The sequence below is a fragment of the Aquabacterium sp. NJ1 genome, from assembly GCF_000768065.1.
GTDB lineage: Bacteria > Pseudomonadota > Gammaproteobacteria > Burkholderiales > Burkholderiaceae_C > Aquabacterium.
Genome location: NZ_JRKM01000001.1, coordinates 2,369,936 through 2,394,743, shown reverse-complemented (window position 1 = coordinate 2,394,743; position 24,808 = coordinate 2,369,936). Strand labels below are relative to the sequence as shown.

Sequence of the window (24,808 nt, the reverse complement as noted above, 5' to 3'; positions counted from 1 at the left end):
GTGCGCAGGGGCTGCTGACAGCGTCCTGTCAGCAGGCTTTGGCCATGTGGGTATCAGTCGTGTGTTGAGCTTGGGGCCGCGCTGGCATCAACGCATGAAACTGGCGGTCGAGTTCGGCCTGGAAGGCGGCCACGGCCTCCTGCGGGATCTCGTCATTCTGTGAGATGAGCGTGAGGAACTGCCGGCCATTGAGGCTGAGCGCACCCAGCATGAACACGGGGTTGATGGTCATGGGCCACAGCTCGGCCAGGCGCACCTGGGCATTCGGCGGGTTGATGGCGTCGGCCGGGCCCAGGTTGCTCAGGTGGCAGCTCAACGGGGGCAGCTTGCCTTTGGCCTTGGAGCGCACGATCAGGCGGCCAAACAGCGCGCGGCCCAGCCAGGGCAGGCATTCGTAGAGCAGCACGGGCAGGGCGTAGTCGCGCCGCTCGTAACCCAGCAGGTGCTCCTTGACCTGGGCCTCCAGCGCGTTGACCTGGGCTTGCAGATTGGCTTGCCGCTGGGCCAGCACGGTGAAGGAATGCACGTAGTTGCCGAACTCGGGGGCGGTGCCCTTGGGGTAGTAACGGCGCAGGTCCACCGACAGGCGGATGGCGGCCATGGCCTTGGGGTCGTCCGCCGCCATGGCCAGAAAGGCATTGGCCACCAGGGCCGCGAGCAAGGTGTTGACCGTGGTGCCGTGGGCCTTGGCCTGTGCCTTCATCGCGTCCGCCGAGCAGGGCAGCTCGTGGTAGCGGATGGCCGAGGTCGTGTAGCGCGGGCTCTTGCGCCTCGCCAGGGTGACGATGTGCATGCCCTTGCGCATGGTGGCCTCGGCTTGGGACAGGCGCCACCAGCGGGCGATGCTGGCGGGCCACTGCCACCACTTCTGCAACATCACGGCGGGCAGCATGCTGGGCGAGTCGATCTTGCACGGGGTGATGGGCTGGCCACTGAGGCGGGCCATGATGGCGCTGAGCATCTGCACCATGGAGCGGCCATCGCCCACGATGTGGTGCACCGAGAACATCAGCGCAGGGCGCGTCGGGTGCGGGATGAAGCGTGCGCGCCAGGGCAGGCCACGCTCCAGCGAAATCGGCTCGTTGATGAACTCGTTGTGGAAGGCGGCCAGCGCGGGGCGCGAGGACGCGTCGATGTGGGGCAGCACGCGGAAGGTGTCGGCGAACAGCTGGTCCACATACAGGTCGTCGTCCAGGATGCGCAGCTGGAAGTGCAGGCCCGTGAGCTCGATGATGCCGCGCATGCGCGGGTAGGCCGAGACCAGCTCACGCAGCGTCTGGCGGATCAGTTCGGTGTCCACCGGCCTGTCGAAGCACAGGATGTAGGCCTGGTTGATGGGGCCCAGGTAGCCTTCTGCGGCCCAGTAGAGGTGTTCGGATCGGTTCAGTGGAATCAGCTTGGAGGCGGTCATGGCGACGGTCCCATCTTGTTTAGTGACGCCTGATCGAAGCGTCATACAACAGGTACCGGTCCAATATAGTGAGCGTGCCATGCTCGGTGTTGCGGGCTTTCCAGAAGGGGGCTGGCGGCCATCAAGTCCGGGCACTGACCTGGGTCAATGAACCCGCACAAGGGCGCCTTCACATGGGCTCATCCAACAATCCTCACACCTTGAGCACGATCTTGCCGATGTGGCCGCGGCTTTCCATCAGGCGGTGCGCGTCGGCGGCCTGGTCCAGATCGAACACCTGATGGACGTGGGGCACGCAGCGGCCCGCCGACAGCGCCGGCCACACGAGCGCGTGCAGTTCGCGGGCGATGGCCGCCTTCTCTTCGGTGGTGCGTGCGCGCATGGTGGAGCCGGTCACCGTCAGGCGCTTGAGCATGATGGGCAGCAGGCTGAACTTGTCGACCGTGTCGCCCGCCATGAAGCCGATCAGCAGCAGGCGCCCGTCCTTGGCCAGGGCGCCCAGGTTCTGCTCGAAGTAGCCGGCGCCCATGATGTCGAGGATGAGGTCCACCCCGCGGCCGCTGGTCCAGCGCATGAGCTCGGGCACGAAGGCCTGGGTGCGGTAGTCGATGCTGAACTCGGCGCCCAGTTGCACGGCGGCGGCGCCCTTCTCGGGGCCGCCATCTGTGGAGACGGCGTGCAGGCCCATTTCCTTGGCCAGCATCAAGGCCGTGGAGCCGATGCCGCTGGTGCCGCCATGCACCAGCAGGGTCTCGCCGGCCTTGGCGCGGCCCATCATGAACAGGTTGGCCCAGACGGTGAAGAAGGTCTCGGGGATGGCGGCGGCGTGGATGGCGTCCATGCCGCGTGGGCGCAGCAGGGCCTGGGAGGCGGGCAGCACCGCGTACTGGGCGTACCCGCCACCGTCCGTCAGCCCGCAGACGGGGTTGCCCACGCTGAAGCCCTGCACGCCTTCACCCAGGGCCACGACTTCACCGGCGACCTCCAGGCCCGGGGTGGGGTTGACGCCGGGGGGCATGGGGTAGAGGCCGCGTCGCTGCAGCACGTCGGGGCGGTTGACACCTGCGGCCTCGACCTTGACCAGCAACTGCCCCGGGCCGGGCTCCGGCAGCGGGGCCTGGCGGGCCTGCAGCACCTCCGGGCCACCCGGCTGGGTGATGGTGATCTCGGTCATCAAGGCGGGCAGGCTGGGCATGGGCGGTTGTCCTCAGGTCGTCCTTCAACAAAAGCGACCCGATTGTGCGCCTGCGGCAGCGGCCTCGGCCTTCAATTGCGAGAGCCGCGTGTGCTTATGGTTGAGTCGCTGCGCCTTGGCCTTGATGTGTACTGTTTGTTCCAAAGGGAGCAACTAACCCCGTTTTAGGGGGGAGCAAAGTCGTAGCGATTCTCCTATGCGTGGTAGGCTCGCTAAGAGCTAGGTTGCGTGATGCTGCGCGGCTTTTTTGTGATTGCCAAGGTGAAGAGATGACTACTCCGACGCCCGTCGTTAAGCCTCTATCCTTACCCTTGGTGGACTCTGCTCACTTTGAACGGAACCTCATTCGGCAGGTTGTCTGCGAACTTAGGTTTCCTACGCTGTATGAGCTGGAGGATGCGCGTCCTCCGATGTCTTTTGCGAAGGCTCTTAGAAAAGACTATCCTCATCAGGAATCGGGCAACGACCTTAATGTCGGCGTAGGCAGCGTCGTACATCCCACTGTACATACTTTTAGGTCCAATAGATGGACGGTCGCTCTGCGTGCGTCCACTATCTCCATAGAAACGCATCAGTACTTATCTTATGACGAGCTTCGCTCAAAGGTGCAGCAAGTTGTTGATGCCGCTGCGAAGGTGATTGACAGTGAGTTTTTTACGCGGATTGGGCTTCGGTACATAAATAGTGTTCCCTACAATCGCGCAGATTTGAGTAAATGGGTCAACCCTGATTTGGTCGGCACCTTAAGCTCAGGCCTATTTGGAGACGTTGCTGAGCATTCTCAGCGGGTAAGTGGCCCCACCGAATTTGGCAATTTTTTATTTCAACACGGGCTTGGCACTAGAGGTAATCGTCAAGAATATGTTCTTGATTTTGATTTCTCTGCTGAGAATGTCGAGGTCGGTGCGTGTATGGCGTCGCTCGATCGGTTGCATAAATTAGAGTTCTCTATGTTTATGTGGTCTCTTGGCGATGGTGGCAAGAAGTTTCTCGGTGAAAATAAGAAAACGTGAATGGGGTGGCTATGGATAACTTGCACTTGCTTGAGTCGTCGGTGATTTGGCCTGATGCTGTTCAAGAGTATAAGGTGTCGCCTACCAAAACTATTGATACTCGATATGTCGAGGTTGGTACGCCGTTGATCGTTTCTGTGGGTGCCATTCATCGCGTAGGGGATCAAACCTTTACTACGGATGAATTCTCTACTGGGGCGCATAAAGAGGTTAGAAGTATTCAGCAGCAAGCTGATGCGATTGCTGCCATTACTGCTGCCAGTGATCGGCGAATTGACTTGTTAGTACGGTCTTTTAGTGGCAACGCTTCCAATGAAGACGACGCTCGTCTTCAGATACTTACTAGCAGATTGCGAAAGTTGTCTCCTCGGATCACAGCAGAAGAGATTAATCATTTGGATAATCTGGTTGGCGAGTTGGAGGGTATTTCGGCGAGCTTGGATGATATTGAGGCTGAATACGGTTTAAAATGAATCCATTTGTCTATCCAAAGGCGAAGCATACGAGGACTCAGAAGCCGAGGCAATACGCGGACTACAGGTCATATAAAGACGTTCTGCGGATTGAGTTCCACCGTAAGTGTGTCTATTGTAGGGTGCCGGATACGAATGCGCCCCGTCGAGATGGCTTTGGTGTGGATCACTATCGGCCTAAGTCAGTATTTCCTGAGTTGGCTACCGTATATGAGAATTTGTTCTACTGCTGCAATTCGTGCAATAGTCGCAAGAGGAGCTATTGGCCGGCTAAGGGTGACGAGACAAAATTATTTGTTCCCAATCCATGTGATCATGAGATGTATAAGCATCTGCGATTTAAGGATGATGTTGTTGAGGGTAAATCGACTGCTGGTGAGTTCACGGTCAAGTTGTTGGATTTGAACGAGCCTACAGTTGTCAGTTACAGGCAGTCCGTTACCCAGTTGATAGAGGCAATGTTGGCTCAACTTCATCGGTTGGATAATGTGTATGCTCGGCTTTCTGCTCTTGCGGAAAAGGGCGGTGAGGGTAGAGATAAGCTTTTATCTACGATCAAACAGATAGAGATTGATATCGCGAAAGCTAAGCGAGCTCTGGAGCAGCTTACGGCCCAGCCTTTCTAAGTTTGTTTTTGGAATCAGGTTCGTTTTGTGCCTATCAGCAAAACAGCCTGCTATTGCAGGCTGTCTGATTTGGGTTAGGTATCGCTCAAGGTGGTCTAATCCCACCGATTTAGCGCCCCTCGCGCGGCTCTTTACGCCGCCATCTGCGCACGCACCGAGCCACCCAGCGGCGTCACACCGGCCCACACACAGCTCTGGGCATAGAGCGTGTCTTGCAGTAACTCGTCTCGGGCCGCGCGCGACACGATGCGCGGGTGCTGGATGGAGAAGTAGCCGCCCGTCTCGCCACGCCGTGCCGCATCCAGCGCCAGCTCGGCAGCCAGCTGGCCCGCACGCTCGGGCCCGATCAGGAAGGGCTTCATCACGGCGTACTGCCAACCGGGAATATCGCGGTACAGCGGCGAGGCCACGCCACCGGGATGCATGGCCTGCGAGCTGACGCCGGCGGGCAGCTTGCGCGCCAGGGCGTTGCTGAACAACAGGTTACCCAGCTTGGATTGCGCATACGCGGGCAGCACGCGGTAAGGCTTGCGGCCCTTGGCGGTGTCCAGGTCGATGCGGCCAATCGTGTGCGCGATGGACGACAGGTTGACGATGCGCGCGTCCCCCTGGCCCACACCGCCTTCGTCGGCCACCGCTTGCAGCAAGGGCATCAGGCGGTGCGTGAGCAGGAAGGGGCCCAGGTAGTTGCCGCCGAACTGCAGCTCGAAGCCTTCGGCGGTGAACTGCTGGCGCGTGGGCACGGCACCGGCGTTGTTGATCAGGGCGTGCAGCTTGTCGTGCCTTGACGAGAAGGTCTGCACGAAGCGGTGGATGGCATCGAACGAGGCCAGGTCCAGCTCGTACAACTCGACGCTGGCACCCGGTGTGCGTTGCAGGATTTCGCTGCGCGCGGCAGCGGCCTTGCGCTGGTCGCGGCAGGCCAGGCACACGGTGGCGCCGCGTTGGGCCAGTTCATGGGCAATGGCCAGGCCGATGCCCGAATTGCCACCTGTGATCACAACCGTCTTGCGCATGGGTTTACCTCGTGGCGGGGATGGGGATGCTGTCGATGAAGGATCGCACGTGTTGCGTGAACAGCTCAGGCTGCTTGAGCGTGACCCAGTGGCCCGCAGGGATTTCGCGGCGGGTCAGTTGCGGCACCCAGCGCGACAGGTTTTCGCTCAACCAGGGGCTGACGAAGTGGTCCTTGGTCGGCACCAGCACTTGCACGGGTGCATGCGCAAAACGCTGCTGCGGCTTGAGCATGCGCTGAAAGACATTGGCGCGGTACAGGCCCACGCCGTGCACGCCATCCGAGGTCTGCGAGGCGCGGGGGGTGATCTCGGTGCGCTCGAGCAGGCGCATCAGGCCGGGCCAGTTGGGGCCGATGACGGTGCGCCACAGGGCTTCAGGCAGCAAGGGCAGCTGGAACATGTAGACGTACCAGGACTTGAGCATCTGCAGCGTCACCCGGCCGAGGTTGGTGGGCGTGGGGCGCTTGAGGCTGTCGCGCAGCCAGTGGCCGAAGTGGTCCAGGCAGGGGCCGGAGCACGAGGTGAACGAGGCGATGCGGCCCTTGAGCGCCGGGTCGGTCACGAACTCCCAGCTTTGCACCGAGCCCCAGTCGTGCGCCACCAGGTGCACCGGGCGCTTGGGGCTGACGGCTTGCAGCACGGCCTTGAAATCGGCGGTGAGGTGTTCGAGCCGGTAGTCGCGCCGACGCGCGGGCTTGAACGAGTCGCCTGCGCCGCGCACGTCATACGCGATGACCTGGTAGCGGTCGCTCAGCTGACGGGCGATGGGCTCCCACTTGCTGCGGTTGTCCGGGTAGCCGTGCACCAGGATGACGACGGGCAAGGAGGCGTGGCCCCAGCGTTGAACGGCCAGCGGGCCATGCGGGCCGTGGACAACAAAAGAGGTCGAGGGCTTGGGTGTCATCGGTACTGCATGCGGTTCGTGCGATGGGGGTCTCGCATGCTAGGGCGACCGGGCCCGGGTGACCAGAATAAATCACGACAGCAAGGAACGTGGGGCGACAGCCCGCCTCGGTGTTTTCACGCGGTCAGGCGGCCGGCCGGCCAGCGCTCAGGCGCTGAAGAAGCCCAGGTCGCTGCTGGCGAAGCGCCCGATATTGGGCAGCACGCTGCTCAGCAGGCTGGCGTCCACGCCCAGCCAGGTGGCCAGGGTGGCGGCGTACTGGTCCACCGCGGTGGTGGGGATCAGGCGGCCGTTGCCCGCGTCGTCATTGCTCTTGAGCGCCACCGTGGGCCATTGGCCGAAGATGCGCTGGCCATGCACCGCGCCACCCACGACGAAGTGGTGCGCACCCCAGCCGTGGTCCGAGCCGTCGCCGTTGGATTGCAGGGCCCGGCCGAATTCGGAGGCCGTGAAGGTGGTGACCTGGTCGCTGACACCCAGGGCGACCGTCTCCAGGTAGAAGTCCGCGATGGCGGTGTCCAGCTCGGCCAGGCGCCTGGCGTGGTTGGTGAGCAGGTCCGAGTGCATGTCGTAGCCGCCATGCGAGACGTAGAAGATCTGGCGGGTGTGGCCCAGGTCCTGGCGTGCGGCGATCATGCGGGCGACCATGCGCAACTGGGCGCCCAGGTTGCCGCCGCCGAAGTCGGGGATCTTCAGGGTGCCTTTGCGCTTGTCCTTGCCATCTGGTGGGTCCGAGGGCGCGATGGCGTAGCTCACGGCGGCTTCGGTCGAGATGGCGCGCCGTGCCACGGCGGTCAGCTCGCGCTCCAGCTTGTTGACGCGGGCGTTGTCGGTCAGCAGGATGCGCAGCGCCGGCGTGTTGATGCCATAGGGGCTGTCCAGCTCGCGCAGCGCAACAGGGCCTTGTGCTGTGAGCTGGTACTGGACGATCCTGTTGCCCACTTGCAGCATGTTGTTGCCCCCCAGGGACATGCAGATCGACACCGGGCTGCTGTTGAGCGTGTCCAGCAAATCCCCAGCGCGGCCCAGCCAACCGGTGCGCGAGGTGGTGTCCGTGATGCCGGTACGCGAGATGGCGTCCGGGACGCCGGTCTGCCATTCGCGGCTCTGGTCTGAATGCGAGAACAGCTGGTAGGGCAGGCGGATGGCAGGGGTGCGCTTGTCCCATTGGTCTTTGGTGATGGGCTGGGCCAGGGTGCCCACATTGGCCATCACGGCGGCCTTGCCGCTGTTGAACAGGCCTTGCAGCCTGGCCAGCGAGGGGTGCAGGGCCAGCGAGGGGCCGTTGTAGCCCGTGGGGCTGAGCCGCAGCAGGGCGCTGGTGGGCAAGGCCAGGGACTGGCGCGCCGCGGCATACGCGGCGTACTCGGTGGGGCTGACGGGCACCACGGTGTTGGCGTTGTCGTTGCCGCCGGCCAGGTTGATGCAGACGAGCGCACGGTAGCCACCGGTGCTCTGGGCCGCCGCAGCGCCGATCAGCGCCAGGTTGCTGGCCAGTGACGAGCCGGCCAGGGCGCCCAGGGCGGCGCTCTGGCGCAGGAACAGGCGGCGGTCGGCGTGGGTGTGGATGAAGCTCATGCGGCGCTCGCCTTATTTCTGGACCAGGTACTCGGGGGAGGCCATCAGCAGGCGGATGGCCATGTGCACGCGCGTGTCCTCCTTCGGCCAGATCCAGGCTTTGGCGGTGATGCGGTTGAGCGTGTCCTTGATGAGGTCGTGCGTGGCCGGGCTCATCTGGCCGTTCATCAGCAGGATGTTGAGCCTGTCCAGCAGCTTGTCCGGGTCATTGGCCAGGGCGATTTCGGCGCTGTAGTCGGCCACCATGGCATCGGCCTTGCCAAGCGTCTTGCTGACATACGCGGCCGTGGTGGCGCGGATCTTGTTTTCCATGAAGTTGTCGTAGCCGGTCAGCGAGGTCTCATGGGTGATCTGGAACTCGGGGGCGGTCAGGCCGGCGTCCAGCAACTCACCCGGTGGGCTGTAGTCCGGGCTGTACCAGTTGAACACCGAGGGCGCATGCAGCGGGCTCTGGGCCAGGCCGAAGGCCGGGTCTTCCAGGTATTGGTTGCGGTACTGGTTGGTGCCCGATCGCACATGAAACGCCCGCAGGTAGTTGGCCCAGCGGATCATGGGTTCGCGCAGCTTGCCCCAGTTGGGATCATCGAGTTTGCTCGGGTCGCGGGCTTCCGGGTCCAGCAGGACGGCGCGCACCACGGCCTTCATGTCACCGCGCACGCCGTTGCCGTTGTCCTTGAAAGCCTGGGCCACGCGGTAGACGTAGGCGTCGCTGGGGTTGCTTGTGACCAGGCGCTTGATGAGCTGTCTGCCAAAGAAGGCCGGCACATTGGGGTGCCTGAACAGGGTGTCCAGGGCCATCTTGAGGTCGGCGTCGGCCATGGCCTGCGTCATCTGGTCGGTGGTGGCCGGGATGTGCACACTCAGGAAGACCTTGTCGCCGCTGGAGTGGTACTGCGGGTACATCTGCATGGGCTGGTTCCAGGTCTTGCCGGATTTGCCCCACCAGGTGTTGTTGCTCTGATCGGGGCCGTTCCAGCTCAGGCCCGTCATCACGCGGGCCAGGCCCATGACGTCGTCCAGGCCATAGGTCGGGATGTCCTGGTGGTTGGCGTCCTGCTTGCGGTGGCCATAGTCATCGATCTGCCACAGGCCGATGGTGAACAGCTGCATCACCTCCCGCGCGTAGTTCTCGTCCGGCGTGCGGCCATAAGTGGCGCTCTTGGGGTTGCTGTCCTCCTTCATGTTGACGATGTGCGAGAGGTAGTAGCCCATCGCCGGCTGGCGGGTGACGTCTTCGATCAGGTTGCGGAAATTGCCGAAGGCGTTGCGCGACAGCATGTCCAGGTAGGCGGCATAAGCGACCGGGTCGTCGATGTTGCTGTTGACCGCGCTGATCACGAAGATCTCGGACAAGGCGAGGGCCACGCGCTGGCGCAACTGGTCGGTGCCCAGCACGGCCTGGAACCAGAAGCTCTCCATCGGGGCGTCCGTGGGGGAGGCGTCGCACACATCACAGCCGGGCGGGCCCATGCGCTGGGCGTAATCCCAGTGGGTGTCGAGGCGAGGGCGGGCGAACTGCCGGTTCAGCCAGTTGCCATAACCGATCTGCCTGAGCTCGGCGATGCCCTCCATATCGGGCCCGAAGGTGGCCTGGGTCAGGAAGCGCGCCGCTTGTGCATCGTCGGGGACGATGTCTTGCAGGCTTTGTGGCAGCGAGGGTGGGTCACTGTACGTGGGGCCGGACGTGTCGGTCTGGCCGCCACCGCAGGCGCTCAACAGCAAAGCGGTGAACAGGGCGGTGGCCAGCAGGCTGGCCTGACGCCAGGTGCGCAGGGGCTGAACGTTCATGGGCAGGGTCCGGGGTGGTCGCTCCCAACCACCCTGTGTATTGAGGGGCGCGGCCATGATGCCTGCCACGCGGGGCAGTTTGATTCAAACTGGTAACGGCATTGACCGTGCTTACCTGTCGTTGCAGATGGCCCGCGTTCAAGGGGGTGTGCGTCGCGTGGAATCGGGTAAGCCGAACACGTGGTCGAACAGCCAGTTGAATGCGAAGGTGTAGAACAGAAAGAACACCACCAGGCCCAGGTCGGTGACCAGGGCCTGCCACCAGCTCATCTCCAGCCACCAGGCGATCATGGGCACGGTCATCAGCACCAGGCCACCTTCGAAACCGATGGCGTGGGCCACGCGACGGGCCAGGGTGCGTTCGTGCTGGAGCTGGCGGCGCTCCCAGCGTTCGAACAGGGTGTTGAACACCATGTTCCACAACAGGGCGACCACCGAGGTCGACAAGGCCAGGCCACCGGCCTCGGCTGTGCCTTTATCGGACAGCCAGCGCATGGCCAGTGTCACGACGACGATGGCGATGAGCTCATACAGGGTGGCGTGGAAGATCTTGCGCTTGGGGCCTTGCATGGGGCGCAAGGGTAGCAGGAGCTAGGGGGCCTTCGGAGGCAGCGTGGGCCGGGCCCATTTCAGCAGGGTGTCCACCAGGGTTTCGGGGACGATGGGCTTGGTCACCATGTCGACCATGCCGGCTTCCTGGCAGCGTTCACGATCGGCGGGCAGCACGGCGGCGGTCATGGCGATGATGGGGGTGCCCTGGGCCTGGGCCATCAGGCGGATGCGCCGCGAGGCTTCCAGTCCGTCCATCACGGGCATGTGCATGTCCATGAGGATGGCGGCAAAGTGGCCGGCAGGCACACGCGCCATCAGTTGCACGGCCTCCTCGCCATTGCCCAAGGTGGACACCTCCATGCCGGCTTGCTGCAGAAAGGCCTGGGCGACCATCTGGTTGAGGGCGTTGTCTTCCACCAGCAGGATGCGGCTGCCGTGCAGAGGCTGGCCACGTTGTTGCAGCAGATGGGCCGGGGAGGCCTGTTGCGGTGCGCCTGCCTGCTTGTGGGTGCAGGCGCGGTGCAAGGCCTGGAGCAGGGCCGAGGGCAGCACGGGCTTGAACAGCCGCAGATCTGGCTCGACCTGCAGCGAGCGGTGCGGCTCGAAGCCCGGCACCAGGGCGATGTGTGGTGTGTCGGGCGCACCGTGTTGCTGGCACTGTGCGCGGGTTCGCTGGATCAAGGCCTCGGCATGGGCGTCCAGCTGAGGCCAGTCGATGAGCACGGCATCGATCGGCTGCTGCGTCTGCGCAGCCTGGGCGAGCAGGGCGCAGGCCGCATCTGCGTGCGTGGCCACCACCAGGTGGCTGCAGCGCGGCGCCAGTTGCCGGGCCAGTTGTTGCGTGCTGTGCGGGTCGGGGCCCACCAGCAGGACGCGGTAGCGGGGGGGCTCGTCGTGCGCCTGGTCAAGCGGCTGGCCTTCGCCTCCCACGGCCGCGCTCAGCGGCAAGGTGAACCAGAAGGTGCTGCCCTGGCCCAGCAGGCTGTCGACGCCGATGCGCCCGCCCATCATGTCGACCAGGCGTTTGCAGATGGCCAGGCCCAGGCCGGTGCCGCCAAAGCGCCGGGTGATGGAGGCATCGCCTTGTGCAAAGGCGGCAAACAGCGCGTCCTGGTGCTGGGTGTCGATGCCGATGCCGGAGTCGCGCACGGCAAAGCGCAGCGTGTCGATGCCTTGCTCGATCAGCCGCGTCACGGTGAGGTGCACGCCACCGTGGTCGGTGAACTTGACGGCGTTGCCCACCAGGTTGTTGAGGACCTGGGACAGGCGCAAGGGGTCGCCCATGATGCGCGCCGGCACCTCGGGTGCCAGGTCCACCGTGAAGTGCAGGCGCTTCTGGGTCATGCGCCCGGAGAACAGGTCCACGACCCGCTGCAGCATGTCCTCGACCACCACCTCGGTGTGCTCCAGGCGCATCTGGCCGGCTTCCACCTTGGCGTAGTCCAGCACATCGTCGAGGATGCCCATCAAGGCCAGGGCCGAGTTGTGCACACGTTCGATGTAGCCTTGTGCCGAGGGCGAGAGCGTTTCTTCCAGCGCCAGCCGGGACAGCCCGACGATGGCGTTCATCGGCGTGCGGATTTCGTGGCTCATGTTGGCCAGGAAGGCGCTGGTGATGCGGGCGGCTTCCTGCGCGGCGTTGCGTGCATTGACCAGGGATTCGTGCAAGGTCTTCTGTTCGGTGATGTCGCGGGCGATGGCCAGCAAATGCGGTTCTTCACCGCGTTCGATGCGTGCCAGCGACCAGGCGATCTGGGCCTCCTGGCCTGTTGCGCGCGGCAAGGCCACGTCGATGTGCCGGGTGCGGCCGTCGTGCAGCGTGGCCTGGGCGGCTTCGATCAAGCCGACAGGCTGGCTGGCAGACAGGGCCGACAAGGCTTGCGCGCGCAGCTGTGTTTCGCTCAGGCCGGTGACGGTGGCCATCTCGTGGTTGCTCAGCACGCAAAGGCCGTCCGCACCGTACACGGCCATGCCCACAGGCGAGTTGCCGATGACGGCTTCTACGAAGTGCAGCAGCTCTTCAACGCCAGCCTGGGCGGCCTTGATCAGCGTGATGTCGGTGATGGTGACGTAAAAGCCCAGCACCTGCCCGGCCGCGCCCACGTCGGGGCGGTATTCGGCCTGCACATGGCGGGTCTTGATGCCATTGGTGCCCGGCAGCGTGTGTTCGAACAGCTGGGGCACACCCGCCAGTGCCAGCCGGATATGGGGCTCGTGCAGCGCATACATGTGCTCGCCGATGGCCTCGCGCACGCGCATGCCGGGCAACTGATCGGCCTCGATGCCGAACCAGGCCTGGTGGGCGCGGTTGCCGAAACGCACGCGTTGCGCGTCATCCCAGTAGCCGATCAGGCTGGAGGCATGGTCCAGGATGTCTTGCAGGTCCCGCTCGCGCTGGCGGATGATGGCGGCCTGTTCCTCGACGCGCCGCTCCAGCTGGTTGTGCATGTCATCCAGCTCGCGGCGCAACTGGTGGTGCTCCAGGCTGCGCATCACCGCCCGCACGAGGTTGTCGGCACTGAGGTGGATCTTGGAGAGGTAGTCGGCCGCACCGTCTTGCAGGGCCTGCACGACCAGGGCCTCGTTGCCTGCGCCGGTCACCATGATGACGGGGCAGTCCTGGCAGGCTTCCTTGCGCAGGCGTTGCAGCAGGTCCGAGCCGGTGGTGTCACCCAGCTGGTTGTCGAGCACCACGCAATCGAAGGCCTGGCTGCGCACCAGGCGCAAGGCCTCTTCGCCAGAGGCGGCCTCGTGCGTGATCACCTTCACCGGCGAGTGCCGCATGAAGCGCTGCACGCGCTCGCGGTCGACCTCGTCGTCATCGACGACCAGCAGGTGCACGGGGTTGACGCGGGCGTTCACGGAGGTGTCCTGGATCACGGTAGCTTGACGGCGCCCTGGTAGCTTTGCAGCAAGGCAACCAATTTGGAGAACTGGGGGCCCACGGCGGACTTCACCATGTAGCCGGCGATGTTCTCGTGGTAGGCGCGTGTGCGGTCGGATTCGTCGTCCGAGGTGGTCAGCACGAAGATGATTTCGTCCTTGAGGTCGGGGTCGGTGCGCACGGTTTGCAAGAACTCGAACCCGTTCATGCGGGGCATGTTCAGGTCCAGCAGGATGACCCGGGGCCGAGGGGCCTGGCCGGGGCGGCCGCTGCTGCGCAGGATGTTGAGAGCGGCCAGACCGTCTTCGGCCCACACCACCGGGATGCTCAGGCCGCTCTTGCCGATGCTGCGCGTGACGGACTCGGCCGCCACATCGTCGTCCTCGACCAGCAGGATGCTCAAAGGCTCAGGCTTGTTCATCGCTGGTTCTCCTTTGAAAGCGTGGCCAACGGAAGCTGAAGCAGGCGCCGCGGCCGTTCCGCACGGGCGAGATCACCTCGATGTCGCCGCCATGCACTTCCACCAGGCGTTTGGTCAGGGCCAGGCCGATGCCGGAGCCACCGCGCTCGGTGGCGGTGAGCGTCTGGAACAGCTTGAAGACGCGCTCACGGGCCTGCGTCGGGATGCCGGGGCCGTCGTCTTCGACCTCGATGCGGCAGTGGTTGTCATCGATGCTGGCGCGCACGTGGATGTGGCCAGGCGGGCGATCATGGTGCTTGACGGCATTGCTCAGCAGGTTGCGCAACACGGTTTCAAGCGGGGTGCGGGCGGCCTGCATGGGGGGGACATCCAGGTCCAGCGTGACGATGAAGCCCTCGGGCGGCGGTTGCAGCTCCAGGATGTCGGAGACCAGCGCTTGCAGCTTCACCTGGCGGAACTCGGTGTCGGCACGGCCTGCGCGGGCATAACGCAGCAGGTCGTCGATGAGGCGGTCCATGCGCTGGATGCGCTGCTTGATGCGGCCCAGGTTGCGTTGCACATCGGCGGGCTGCTCGGGGCCGAGATCGGCTTCGACCCACTCGATCAGGTCGGCGATGCCGCGCAGGGGCGAGCGCAGGTCATGCGAGGCCACGTAGGTGAACTCCTGCAGGTCGGCGTTGACTTGCCGCAGCTCCAGCTCCAGCCGTTTGCGCACGCTGATGTCGGTGATGACGACCAGGGTCGACAGCTGCTTTTCCCAGCGCACCCGGCTGAGCCCGATTTCCACGGGCAGCTCGGTGCCATCGGCATGCAGCGCGGTCAGGTCGCGGCCCTGGCCCATCATGCGGGACTCGCCGGTGCGCCGGTAGCTGGCCATCAGGGCGCCGTGGCGCTGACGGTAACGTTCGGGCAGCAGCATGTCCAGCGCCTGGCCCTTCAGGGCCGATGGGGTATAGCCCAGTGACTCGGCCAGCACGCGGTTGGCCATCATGATGCGGCCCGCGTCGTTGATGATGAGCTGGCCATACGGTGAACCATCGAACATGCCTTTGAAGGCGGACTCCAGCCCGATGCGCTCGCTGATGTCCACCACCGAGGCGAGCACGAGCAGGCCCTGTGCGCCTGGCAGCGGGTTGAGGCCGATCTCCACCGGGAAGCCATGGCCATCGGCGTGCCGGGCGAACAGCACGCGGCCGGCCCCCATGGGCCGTGGTTCGGGCCGTTCATGGAAGCTGGCACGCAGCGCGGCGTGCCCGGTGCGAAGCGCATCCGGCAGCAGGTGGTCCACCGAGGTCTTCAGCAACTGCTCGGCGGGGTAGCCAAACATCTGGCACAGGGCCTCGTTGGCCGCGACGATGGCGCCCGCCTCGTTGACCAGCACGAAGCCGTTGGGCGCGGCATTGAATGCACGAGCCAGCAGGTCCGGCGTGGGACCTGTTACTGCCTCTGTGTGCGTGGAGGCCATGACACCCTCATGTGTTGTGATGAGGACCGAACGTGGACCCCGCGTGGCGCAAAGATGTGCGCCTTGGGCGAGAGTGCGGCTTGTCTGCTCAGAGCGTCAACTGGCAACCCTCCCAGTTGCGGTGTCAATGTGGGGGCGTCAGTGCTGGCAGGCCTGCCGCACGGCTTGCTCCCAATGGGCCATGAGCTCGTCGGCACGCTCGCGCGACAGCGTGGGGTAGAAGGTGCGCTCGGCGCGCCACAGGCGGGCGATGGTGGTGGTGTCGGCGTAGACACCGGTGGCCAGCCCGGCCAGGTAGGCCGCGCCCAGGGCCGTGGTCTCGACCACCTCGGGGCGCACCACGGGGATGCCCAGCAGGTCGGCCTGGAACTGCATCAAGAGGTTGTTGACGCAGGCGCCGCCGTCCACGCGCAGCTCGCTCACGGGGCGGCCACCAGCGGCCACGGCATCGCGGCTCATGGCCTGCAGCAGGGCGGCGCTCTGGAAGGCAATCGATTCGAGCGCAGCGCGCGCAATGTGCGCCACGGTGCTGCCGCGTGTCAGCCCCACGATGGCGCCACGTGCATCGCTTTGCCAATAGGGGGCACCCAGGCCGGTGAAGGCGGGCACGAACATCACGCCACCTGAATCCGGCACGCTTTCAGCGAGGGACTGCACCTCGCTGGCGGCCTTGATGGCGTGCAGGCCGTCGCGCAGCCACTGCACCACCGCACCACCGATGAACACGCTGCCCTCCAGCGCATACGCGCGCTGGCCGGGCAATTGCGCAGCGGCCGTGCTCAACAGGCCGTTGGCCGAGGTGCGCACATCGCTGCCGGTGTGCATGAGCATGAAGCAGCCGGTGCCATAGGTGTTCTTGGCCAGGCCCGCTTCAAAGCCCGCCTGGCCGAAGAGCGCCGCTTGCTGGTCACCGGCGATGCCGCCCACGGGCAAGGTGGGCAGCCCCGGCAAGGCGGCTTTGTCCGGCCCCCACACGGTGGCCGCAGCCTCACCAAACAGGTGGCTGGATGGGTGCACTTGCGGCAGCACCTCGCGCGGGATGCCCATCAGCGCCAGCAGCTCGTCATCCCAGTCATTGGTGTGGATGTTGAACAGCATGGTGCGCGAGGCATTGCTGACATCGGTGGCGTGCACGCGCCCGCCCGTGAGGTTCCACAGCAGCCAGCTGTCCACGGTGCCGAAGGCCAGCTCGCCTTTTTGCGCGGCCTCGCGGGCGCCGTCCACGTTGTCCAGCAGCCATTGCAGCTTGCTGCCCGAGAAGTAGGGGTCGATGACCAGGCCGGTCTTGGCGCGGATGGTGTCGCCCAGGCCTTGCTCGCGCCAGCGGGCGCATTGCGCCTCGGTGCGGCGGTCCTGCCAGACGATGGCGCGGTGCACGGGCAGGCCGGTGTCGCGGCGCCACAGCAGCGTGGTCTCGCGCTGGTTGGTGATGCCGATGCCCTTGAGCTGGCGCAGGTCGTGGCCGGCCTGATGCAGCTGTGCCAAGGCCGCGTGCGCCGTGTCGCGCTGCGTGGCCCACAGCTCCAGCGGGTCGTGCTCGACCCAGCCGGGTTGCGGGTAGTGCTGGCGGATCTCCAGTTGCGCGCTGGCCAGGATCTGGCCTTGCTCGTCGAAGACGACGCTGCGTGAGCTGGAGGTGCCTTGGTCGAGCGCGAGGATCAGGGCCATGGTTTTTCTTGTGATGAATGAGCGTGGGAGAGATGCGGGGTGAAGGTCAGGACGCGATCGTCAGGCCCACATCCCATTCCTGCAGCATCTTGGGATACGGCGCCGGGGGCAGCGCGTCGGTGAACACACGCTTCATGGTCTGCAGGTGGCCCACCTTGGCCAGCTCGGCTTCGCTGAACTTGCTGACGTCGGCCACCAGCCAGGTCTCGCGGGCCTGTTCGACCAGGGTCTGGGCCACGGGCAACTCGCGCAGGTCGCGGTCACGCAGGGTGCCGTCCTCGTCGATGCCCATGGTGCTCATGATGGTGTAGTCCACCTTGAACTGCTTGAGGAAGGCCACGGTGCTGTCGCCTTCCAGCGCGCTGTCACGCGAGCGCAGCACGCCGCCGGCCACGTGGACCTTGCAATTGGGGTGCTCGCTGAGCAAACTGGCCACGTGCAGGTTGTGCGTGATCACGCGCAGGCCGGATTTCTTGAGAAGCTCGCGCGCAACGGCTTCCACCGTGGTGCCGATGCCCATCATCAGCGAGCTGCCATCGGGGATGGCGGCAGCCACCGAGCGGGCGATGCGGGCCTTGGCGTCCGCACGCAGGGCCTGGCGTTCTTTCCAGGCGCCGACTTGCGGGGCGACGCGCGGCAGGCTCACGCCACCGTGGAAGCGCTGCAGCAGGCCGGCGTCGGCCAGGCGCTGCACGTCACGGCGCACGGTCTGCATGGTCACGTCCAGGCGCTGGGCCAGGCGTTCGACGGACACCGCGCCGCGCGCGCGCACTTCTTCCAGCAAAGCCAGCTGGCGCGGGTTGGGGCTCCATGCCGAATCAGGGTTCATACCGGGTCTCCATTGACTGTTTTCGCGCAAATTTCCGGGATATGCGAAGCGTATACGAAAAAAAACAAACACAAAAGAATACAAACGCGCTTGTGTTGTACGCTCTCGTGTCGTAAAACATGACATTGCACCACTGAAGGAGCCCTGTTTGCAGCCCGCAAGCCCCCCCACCCCGCAGAAAGCCGACGATCACACCAGCGAAGCGGACTACCACTGTGACGTGCTGGTGATTGGTGGCGGCATCAACGGCGTGGGCATCGCCCGCGACCTGGCCGGGCGCGGCTGGCGCGTGGTGCTGTGCGAGCAGGAGGACCTGGCGAGCCACACCTCCTCATCGTCCACCAAGTTGATCCACGGTGGGCTGCGGTATCTGGAGTATGGCGAGTTCGGCCTGGTGCGCAAGGCGCTGATGGAGCGCGAGCTGCTGCTGCGCTCGGCCCCGCACATCATGTGGCCGCTGCGATTCGTGTTGCCGCACGATGCCTCCATGCGCCCGGCCTGGATGATCCGCCTGGGCCTGTGGCTGTACGACAACCTGGCGCCGCGCGAGTTCCTGCCCGGATGTGAATCGGTGGCGCTCAACAAGTCGCCCCTGGGCGAGCCGCTCAAACCGGGCTGGACCAAGGGCTTTGTGTATTCAGATGGCTGGGTGGACGACGCCCGCCTGGTGGCCTTGTGCGCGCAGGATGCCGCCGAGCAGGGCGCCCAGGTGCTCACGCGCACGCGTTGCGAAGCCATGCGCGCGCATGCCGGCGGCTGGCGTGCCACGCTGGCCCACCTGGACCCGGCCACGCAAGCGGCCACCCACCGCCTGACGGTGCAGACCCGCCTGGTGGTCAACGCCGCGGGCCCCTGGGCCGAGCAGATGCTGCGTCAGGTCATGGCCGTACCCACCACCCCCGGCAAAGGCGGTGATGCGCACGAGAAGCTGCGCCTGGTCAAGGGCAGCCACATCGTCGTGCCGCGCATCTTCAACCACGACCACGCCTACATCTTCCAGGGCCGCGACAAACGCATCATCTTCGCGATCCCCTACGAGCGCGACTTCACCCTGATCGGCACCACCGACATCGAACACAAGGCCCCGCCTGGCCATGTGCAGATCGACACCGAAGAGGTGATCTACCTGTGCCAGGAACTCAGCCGCTACCTGCGCCGCCCCGTGCAGCCCGGTGATGTGGTGTGGAGCTACGCCGGCGTGCGCCCTTTGCTGGACGATGCCAGCGGCAAGGCCTCGGCCGTGACGCGTGACTACCGCTTGCAGGCGCAAATGCGGCCTGCGCCCTGGCTGACCGTGTGGGGCGGCAAGCTCACGACCTTCCGTTTGTTGTCTGAAGAGGCGGCCGACGAGGTCGGCAAGATGCTGGGCGACGAGCGCCACCACTGGACGGGGGATGCCACGTTGCCTGGCGGCTTCCTGGGTGACCTGATCGAGGAGACCAGCAACCCGATGGCCGACATGGCCGAGTTCCAGTCGCGCCTGCGCCGCCGCCACCCCTGGATGGACCTGGGCCTGATGCGCCGCTGGACGCGCGCTTATGGCGGCCGGGTGCTGCGCCTGCTCGATGGCGTGCGTTCACGCAGCGACCTGGGCGCCGAGATCGCGCCGGACCTGTACGAGGCCGAGCTGTTCTACCTCAAGCGCCATGAGTGGGCCATGACGGCCGACGACGTGCTGTGGCGCCGCAGCAAGCTGGGCCTGCACTACAGCGCCGAGCAACGCCAGGCCGTGGTGGACTGGTTCGTGGCGCAGACCAAGGTGGGGCAGCAGGGCTATCACCACAGTGCGATGAGCCGCTGAGCGGTTGCCGGCTCCGGCTCCCGCCCCGATCACGTACCCGATCAAGTGCCCGATCAGGCGGGGGCGTGCTGTTGTCGCCACTGCAGCGGCGCCGTGCCCGTCCAGCGCTTGAACGCGCGTGAAAACGCGCTTTGCTCGGCATACCCCAGCAGCGCGCTGACCTCGGCCAGCGTGAGGCGCGGGTCACGCAGGTGCAGCTCGGCCACCTGCTGCAAGGCGGCTTCACGCAGCTCGCGGAAGTTCAGCCCCTGCTCGGCCAGGCGCCGGTAGAACACGCGTGGTGACAGGCGCAATTCATGCGCCACCTGCTCCAGCTCAGGCAGGCCTTGCGGCGCCAGGTGGGCGACCACGCGGCGTGTGGTCTCGGCCAGGTCACCTGCTTGCGGCAGCTCGGCCATGGCGGCGTCCACCTGGGCCTCCATCAGCTTGAGCAGCGTGGGATCAGGCTGGCGCAAAGGGGCGGCCAGCGCTTCAAGCGGGATCACCAGCCGGGTCACGGGCTGGGCAAAGCGCACCGGGCAGCCGAAGTAGGCGGCATAGGGGCGGATGTCCGGTGGCGGTGGGTTGACGAAGTCCACCGCGTGCAGCGCCAGGCTCTGCCCGCACAGGTCGCGCCCGAACTGCACGATGCCGGTGATGCCCACCTCGTCGAACAAGGCCCCAGGCTTGCCATGGGCCACGCCCCAGCGCAGGATGAGCTGCCCGTCGCGCAGCTCGTGCTCGATGGGGTTGATGTCATGCACCAGCCGGTGGTAGCGCTGGATGCGCATGAGCGCGGCGCCCAGGTTTTCACAAGCCAGCAGCACATAACCCAGCGCACCGAGCTGGCTGGGCTTCATGAACTGCCCCAGGTGCAGGCCCAGCAACGGGTCGTGCAAGCGCTCGGCCGCCTTGATCAGCAACTGGCAATAGGCCTCGGCGGGCATGCGGCCAGCCAGCTGCGCGGCGTCCACGCTGTAGCGGCGCGGGATGAGCTCGTGCGGCGCCACGCCCTTGGCCTGCAGGTAGTCCGCCAGCACGCGCACAAAGCTCAAGGGCACCATGCCCTGGATGGCATCCCGCTCGTACAGCCGGGCTGGCAAGGCGGGGAGGGATGGCGATGAGGACGCCTGGGGGGGAATGGGCATGGACGAAATTGTCAAAAACACGGTCGATGTAGTCAAGACCGGACAACCCTGATCTTCTATGCTGGCGATCACGACAGGAGCATCCATGGCCAGCACCGCACGCCAGACATCACGCAAGAGCATCTTCATCACCGGCGCGGCCGCAGGCATTGGCCGCGCCGTGGCCGAGCGTTTTGCCAAAGCAGGCTGGTTCGTGGGCCTGTATGACGTGGACGAGGCCGGTGTGATGGCCTTGCGCCGGCAACTGGGCGAGACCAACTGCCACGCTGGCCGCCTGGATGTGAGCAGCCCCGAGGACTGGGCCATGCAGTTGCGGGCGTTTCACCAGGCCGCCGGCGAGCGCCTGGACGTGCTGGTCAACAATGCCGGTATCTCGGTGACCAGCCCATTTGAAGAGGCCGAACTGGTCCGTCACCACCGCCTCATCGACATCAACCTCAAGGGCGTGGTCAATGGCTGCCACACGGCCCTGCCTTATCTGCGCAGCACACCCGGTGCGCGCGTGATCAACCTGTGCTCGGCCTCGGCCCTGTATGGCCAGCCCATGCTGTCAACCTACTCGGCCACCAAGGCGGCGGTGCGCAGCTTCACCGAGGCGCTGGACATCGAATGGCAGCGCTTCGGCATCCGCGTGGTGGACGTGCTGCCCCTGTTCGTCAACACGGCCATGGTGGCCAATGACGTCAGCAAGATGAAGACCGTGCAGACGCTGGGCGTGCGCCTGAGCGCCGACGACGTGGCGCATTGCATCTGGCGCCTGTCGCAGGGCGCGCCGGCGCGCCTGCCCGTGCACACGCCCGTGGGCCTGCAGACGCGGTTCTTCGCCTTGCTCTCCAAGCTCTCGCCCGATGCCATCAACCGCTTCGTGACGGCGCGCATGGCCGGGCATTGAGCCCTTCTTGAGCGCGTTCAACGCCGCTTCCTCACCGACCTCTTCAGCGAGTTTCCATGAACATGATGATGACGCCCATGCCGGCTGGCATGCAGGCGCTGGCCGACTTCGACCATGCGCGTACTTCCAGCAGCCCTCAGGTCCGCCTCGAGGAGGTGCGCCAGCGCGCACAGGCCTTGCACGAGCGCATGATGGCCGAGCCCGAGGTGCTGTTCTACCGCAGCTTCAACCTGATCCGCGCGCCCTACCCGACCTACTACGCGTTCTCCGGCGTGTTCGCGCACCGCGGCTTCAAGTTCCCCCTGATCCACCTGTTCAACAAGCTGTTCGTGGTGCAGTACCGGGACCACGACAAAGTGCTGCGCACCTTGATGCTGTCCCCCACGGACCACGAGGCCAACCGCGAGACGCCTTTCTTCAAGCGCCTGGCCCAGGGCGTGCCGCGCAGCCTGATCAATGTGGTGGCCCCGCAGTACAACACCGTGGAAGGCGCGCTGGCCGAGTGCGGCATCACGCCGGATCAGGTCGACTACATCAGCTACGACCACCTGCACACCCATGACGTGCGCAAGTGGCTGGGCTCGAACGGCAAGCCCAGCTACTTCCCGAAAGCCAAGCTGCTGGTGCACCGTCAGGAATGGGCGTCCACGCAGGCCTTGCTGCCCATCCAGGCCGATTGGTATTGCCCGCATGGCATCGACGGCATCGCGCCCGATCGTGTCATCACCTTCGAGGGCAGCCTCAGCCTGGGCCCCGGCCTGGCGCTGGTCCACACGCCCGGCCACACCGAAGGCAACCACTCCATGGCGGCGCGTGTGCCCGATGGCATCCGCGTGACCAGTGAAAACGGCGTGGGCGTCGACGCGTATGAGCCCTTGAACTCGCGGATCAACGCGGTGCGGCGCTATGCGCAGCACACGGGGGTCGAGGTCATCCTCAACGGCAACACGCTGGAGGGCAGCAACGACCAGTACATCTCCATGGTGCTGGAAAAGACCCTGGCCGGGCGATCGGCCAACCCGGACTACCCGAACTGCGCCACGTCCAGCGAGCGCACGCCTTTCTGGGCGTTTCCGGGCGATGTGGCCAGCCACCTGTTTGGCGAGGCGCATTTCGGCCAGGTGCAGAGGCAAGTCAAGTGAGCGCGAACATGGACAAGCCAGATGAGATGGTGCTGGTCACCGGCGGTTGCGGTTTTCTGGGCCGTGCCCTGGTGGGCCTGATGCTTCAGCACACGCGCTGGTCTGTACGCGTGCTGGCCTTGCCGCAGGAGGCCGTGCCCTCGAACTGGACAGCACGTGTGGAAGTCGTGCGCGGCGACATCACGCGGCCTGACGATGTGGAGCGCGCCGTTCAGGGTTGCGCGCGTGTCTTCCATCTGGCTGCGCTGGTGGGGGATGCAGGTACTTATGCCGCGCACGATCGCGTCACGGTGGGGGGCACGGCCCATGTGTTCGACGCCGCCTTGCGGCACCAGGCCATCGTGGTGCTGACGACCAGCATCTGCGCGTATGGGGATGCGATCCAGCGCCAGGTGTGCGCAGAGGACACGCCTTTGGGCGTGGCCCAAGGGCCATACGGCAAGGCCAAGCAAGGGCAGGAAGCCCTGGCCTGGCGCTTCAAGTCACAGGGTGGGCGGGTGTGCGTGGTGCGGCCGGCCAACATCGTCGGCCCGGGTTCGGGCCCGTGGTTGCTGGATGCGGCCCATGCCTTGCGCCAGCGCCTGCCCGCGCTCATTGGCGGGGGGCAGGGCCATGCCGCGCTCACGGTGGTCGATAACGTGGCCGACTTCCTGTTGCTGGCGGCGCAGACCCCGGCCGCTTATGGCCAGGCCTTCAACATCGAGGATGATTTGCCGGTGACCTGGGCGCGTTACTTCAGCGATCTGGCCCGCTTGATGGGGGCACCCTTGCCGCGCTCGATCCCGCGCGGGCTGGCCTACCTGGGGGCCAGCGTGGTCGAGCCGCTGTTTCGGCGCTTCTTCCAGCGTCAGCGCCCACCGGTCACGCGCGAGGCGCTCAACCTCATCGCCTGGGACAGCCATTTCCCCACCGCCAAGGCCCGTGCACTGGGCTGGGCACCCAAAGTGTCTTACGAGCAGATGCTGCGGGCGCTGGGCCAGGACATCCAGGCGCGTGGCCTGTAACCGAGCCGGCCCGGATCAGGCCTCGTCGCGTGGCATCAGGCAATGGCCGCGGGCTTGCGCCACGGGCCGCTGTGGATCGTCCTGCCAGATCGAGACCTGCACCAGGGCCACCCGGTTGCCCTGGCGCACGGTGGTGCCTTGCACGAAGGTGTCCACCGGCTTGGCCGAGCGCATGTAGGCGATCGCGAAGTCGATGCCACGCGGCACACCCTTGATGGCCGGGTTGGTGTTGGTCAGGTGCAGGATCATGGCCGTTTCGCCCAAACCCGCCAGCACGCCGCCATGCAGCGCCGGCAGCACCGGGTTGCCGATCAGTTCGCGCTTGAAGGGCAGGCGGAACACGGGGCCGGCTTCGATCTGCGCCTGCTGGCGGATGTCGAGGAAGTCCACATACGGCGAGCGGCCGGGTGGCAGGGCCAGCGCTTCGGGCACATCGGCCCGCTGGCTGACGATGACCGGGCTGGGCTCGATGCTGGCCGGTGCACTCAGGCTGGACGCCGCCTGTGCCGGGGTCAACGAGACCGGGGCTGGTGCCGCTGCCGTGCCCATGTCCTTGCGGCGGGTGTTGGCCGTGGCGCGCATGAAGGTCGCGTTCACCGTGGCCACCGGCTCATCCTGGCCCACCTGAAACACCTGGCCACGCACAAACGCAATGCTGCGCGACAGGCGGTAGCACTCGGCCTTGCACACCAGATCGGTCATGGCCATGGCCGGGCGCAGGTAGTCCATGCGCAAGTCCAGCGTGGCGATGGGCTCGGGCGTGTCCATGGCCGCGCCCACGGCCAGGCCGCAGGCGGTGTCGGCCAGCACGCTCAGGCAGCCGGTGTGGATCATCTGCAGCTCGGCATCACCGGTCCACGTGTCGCGCGCGGGCTGGAACAGGCTCACCGTGCCCTTGCCCAGCTCGGTCACTTTCATGCCCGAGGCCGCGGCGTAGGGGATGCCGGAGATGAAGGCGTCGGCCCAGGTCTGGCGGGTGTCGCCGGAAAAAATACTCATGATGCGGAAACCTGACTGAG

21 protein-coding genes and 1 pseudogene are annotated in these 24,808 nt (G+C 65.4%); 8 read left to right on the top strand and 14 right to left on the bottom strand.

The features are described 5' to 3' along the window. Nucleotides 1-28: 28 nt before the first annotated feature. Both JY96_RS10280 and JY96_RS10275 read right to left on the bottom strand, forming a co-directional pair. Nucleotides 29-1,411 carry a condensation domain-containing protein gene (locus tag JY96_RS10280; protein WP_035037155.1) on the bottom strand — a complete coding sequence of 461 codons (1,383 nt, stop codon included), beginning with the start codon at nucleotides 1,409-1,411 and terminating at the stop codon, nucleotides 29-31. A gap of 193 nt (nucleotides 1,412-1,604) precedes the next feature. Continuing rightward, on the bottom strand, nucleotides 1,605-2,606 hold the full coding sequence (locus JY96_RS10275) for an NAD(P)H-quinone oxidoreductase (RefSeq protein ID WP_035037153.1): 1,002 nt from the start codon (nucleotides 2,604-2,606) through the stop codon (nucleotides 1,605-1,607). Nucleotides 2,607-2,875: 269 nt separating this feature from the next. Here JY96_RS10275 and JY96_RS22815 point away from each other — a divergent pair, with 269 nt between their 5' ends. The 4 genes and pseudogenes from JY96_RS22815 (at nucleotide 2,876) to JY96_RS23895 (ending at nucleotide 4,718) form a co-directional block, all read left to right on the top strand. Continuing rightward, on the top strand, nucleotides 2,876-3,619 hold the full coding sequence (locus JY96_RS22815; RefSeq protein ID WP_081961181.1) for a TIGR04255 family protein: 744 nt from the start codon (nucleotides 2,876-2,878) through the stop codon (nucleotides 3,617-3,619). Nucleotides 3,620-3,630: 11 nt separating this feature from the next. Further along, nucleotides 3,631-4,092: a hypothetical protein gene (locus JY96_RS23145; protein ID WP_152606444.1), complete on the top strand. Its 462-nt coding sequence runs from the start codon at nucleotides 3,631-3,633 to the stop codon at nucleotides 4,090-4,092. Beyond that, nucleotides 4,089-4,334: pseudogene (locus JY96_RS24265) on the top strand (hypothetical protein); the annotation flags it as partial. The gene JY96_RS23145 and the pseudogene JY96_RS24265, both read left to right, overlap by 4 nt. A 78-nt stretch (nucleotides 4,335-4,412) precedes the next feature. Next, nucleotides 4,413-4,718, top strand: coding sequence for a hypothetical protein (locus tag JY96_RS23895; RefSeq protein ID WP_035037146.1), 306 nt, complete (start codon nucleotides 4,413-4,415; stop codon nucleotides 4,716-4,718). A 131-nt stretch (nucleotides 4,719-4,849) separates the two neighbouring features. Here the strand turns inward: JY96_RS23895 and JY96_RS10260 are convergent, their stop codons facing one another. From JY96_RS10260 to JY96_RS10215, 10 genes are all read right to left on the bottom strand, one after another. Continuing rightward, a complete protein-coding gene (locus JY96_RS10260; RefSeq protein WP_035042192.1) occupies nucleotides 4,850-5,734 on the bottom strand; it encodes an SDR family oxidoreductase in 885 nt (294 codons plus the stop codon). Nucleotides 5,735-5,738: 4 nt separating this feature from the next. Beyond that, the gene (locus JY96_RS10255; RefSeq protein ID WP_052162373.1) at nucleotides 5,739-6,638 is read right to left on the bottom strand and encodes an alpha/beta fold hydrolase; all 900 of its coding nucleotides are present in this window, start codon (nucleotides 6,636-6,638) and stop codon (nucleotides 5,739-5,741) included. 147 nt (nucleotides 6,639-6,785) lie between these two features. Then, the gene (locus JY96_RS10250; protein ID WP_035037144.1) at nucleotides 6,786-8,216 is read right to left on the bottom strand and encodes a DUF1501 domain-containing protein; all 1,431 of its coding nucleotides are present in this window, start codon (nucleotides 8,214-8,216) and stop codon (nucleotides 6,786-6,788) included. Nucleotides 8,217-8,228: 12 nt separating this feature from the next. Further along, nucleotides 8,229-10,004 carry a DUF1800 family protein gene (locus JY96_RS10245; protein WP_081961621.1) on the bottom strand — a complete coding sequence of 592 codons (1,776 nt, stop codon included), beginning with the start codon at nucleotides 10,002-10,004 and terminating at the stop codon, nucleotides 8,229-8,231. A gap of 138 nt (nucleotides 10,005-10,142) precedes the next feature. After that, complete coding sequence (locus JY96_RS10240) at nucleotides 10,143-10,574, bottom strand: PACE efflux transporter (protein WP_035037141.1); 432 nt, start codon at nucleotides 10,572-10,574, stop codon at nucleotides 10,143-10,145. Nucleotides 10,575-10,595: 21 nt separating this feature from the next. Further along, nucleotides 10,596-13,418: a response regulator gene (locus tag JY96_RS22195; protein ID WP_161784295.1), complete on the bottom strand. Its 2,823-nt coding sequence runs from the start codon at nucleotides 13,416-13,418 to the stop codon at nucleotides 10,596-10,598. A 14-nt stretch (nucleotides 13,419-13,432) separates the two neighbouring features. Further along, nucleotides 13,433-13,861: a response regulator gene (locus tag JY96_RS23570; RefSeq protein WP_035037140.1), complete on the bottom strand. Its 429-nt coding sequence runs from the start codon at nucleotides 13,859-13,861 to the stop codon at nucleotides 13,433-13,435. Continuing rightward, on the bottom strand, nucleotides 13,848-15,326 hold the full coding sequence (locus JY96_RS10225) for a PAS domain-containing sensor histidine kinase (RefSeq protein WP_035037139.1): 1,479 nt from the start codon (nucleotides 15,324-15,326) through the stop codon (nucleotides 13,848-13,850). Before JY96_RS10225 ends, JY96_RS23570 begins: the two co-directional genes overlap by 14 nt. 138 nt (nucleotides 15,327-15,464) lie before the next feature. After that, nucleotides 15,465-16,994 carry a glycerol kinase GlpK gene (gene glpK, locus JY96_RS10220; RefSeq protein ID WP_035037138.1) on the bottom strand — a complete coding sequence of 510 codons (1,530 nt, stop codon included), beginning with the start codon at nucleotides 16,992-16,994 and terminating at the stop codon, nucleotides 15,465-15,467. A 46-nt stretch (nucleotides 16,995-17,040) separates the two neighbouring features. Next, nucleotides 17,041-17,823, bottom strand: a complete 783-nt coding sequence (locus JY96_RS10215) for a DeoR/GlpR family DNA-binding transcription regulator (RefSeq protein WP_035037137.1) — start codon at nucleotides 17,821-17,823, stop codon at nucleotides 17,041-17,043. Between the two features lie 148 nt (nucleotides 17,824-17,971). Between JY96_RS10215 and glpD the strand changes: the two genes are divergently transcribed. Then, a complete protein-coding gene (gene glpD, locus JY96_RS10210; protein ID WP_200883488.1) occupies nucleotides 17,972-19,624 on the top strand; it encodes a glycerol-3-phosphate dehydrogenase in 1,653 nt (550 codons plus the stop codon). 53 nt (nucleotides 19,625-19,677) lie between these two features. On the opposite strand, the gene JY96_RS10205 is transcribed toward glpD, so the two are convergent. Then, nucleotides 19,678-20,751: an AraC family transcriptional regulator gene (locus JY96_RS10205; protein ID WP_161784294.1), complete on the bottom strand. Its 1,074-nt coding sequence runs from the start codon at nucleotides 20,749-20,751 to the stop codon at nucleotides 19,678-19,680. 85 nt (nucleotides 20,752-20,836) lie between these two features. On the opposite strand from JY96_RS10205, the gene JY96_RS10200 reads away from it, so the two are divergent. The 3 genes from JY96_RS10200 to JY96_RS10190 are packed head-to-tail and all read left to right on the top strand — an operon-like array spanning nucleotide 20,837 to nucleotide 23,789. Continuing rightward, the gene (locus JY96_RS10200; RefSeq protein WP_035037136.1) at nucleotides 20,837-21,643 is read left to right on the top strand and encodes an SDR family oxidoreductase; all 807 of its coding nucleotides are present in this window, start codon (nucleotides 20,837-20,839) and stop codon (nucleotides 21,641-21,643) included. 56 nt (nucleotides 21,644-21,699) lie between these two features. Continuing rightward, complete coding sequence (locus JY96_RS10195; RefSeq protein ID WP_035037135.1) at nucleotides 21,700-22,785, top strand: hypothetical protein; 1,086 nt, start codon at nucleotides 21,700-21,702, stop codon at nucleotides 22,783-22,785. 8 nt (nucleotides 22,786-22,793) lie between these two features. Then, the gene (locus JY96_RS10190; protein ID WP_035037134.1) at nucleotides 22,794-23,789 is read left to right on the top strand and encodes an NAD(P)-dependent oxidoreductase; all 996 of its coding nucleotides are present in this window, start codon (nucleotides 22,794-22,796) and stop codon (nucleotides 23,787-23,789) included. A gap of 15 nt (nucleotides 23,790-23,804) precedes the next feature. Here JY96_RS10190 and JY96_RS10185 read toward each other — a convergent pair whose 3' ends face one another. Continuing rightward, the gene (locus JY96_RS10185) at nucleotides 23,805-24,788 is read right to left on the bottom strand and encodes a PaaI family thioesterase (protein WP_035037130.1); all 984 of its coding nucleotides are present in this window, start codon (nucleotides 24,786-24,788) and stop codon (nucleotides 23,805-23,807) included. Nucleotides 24,789-24,808 lie beyond the last annotated feature (20 nt).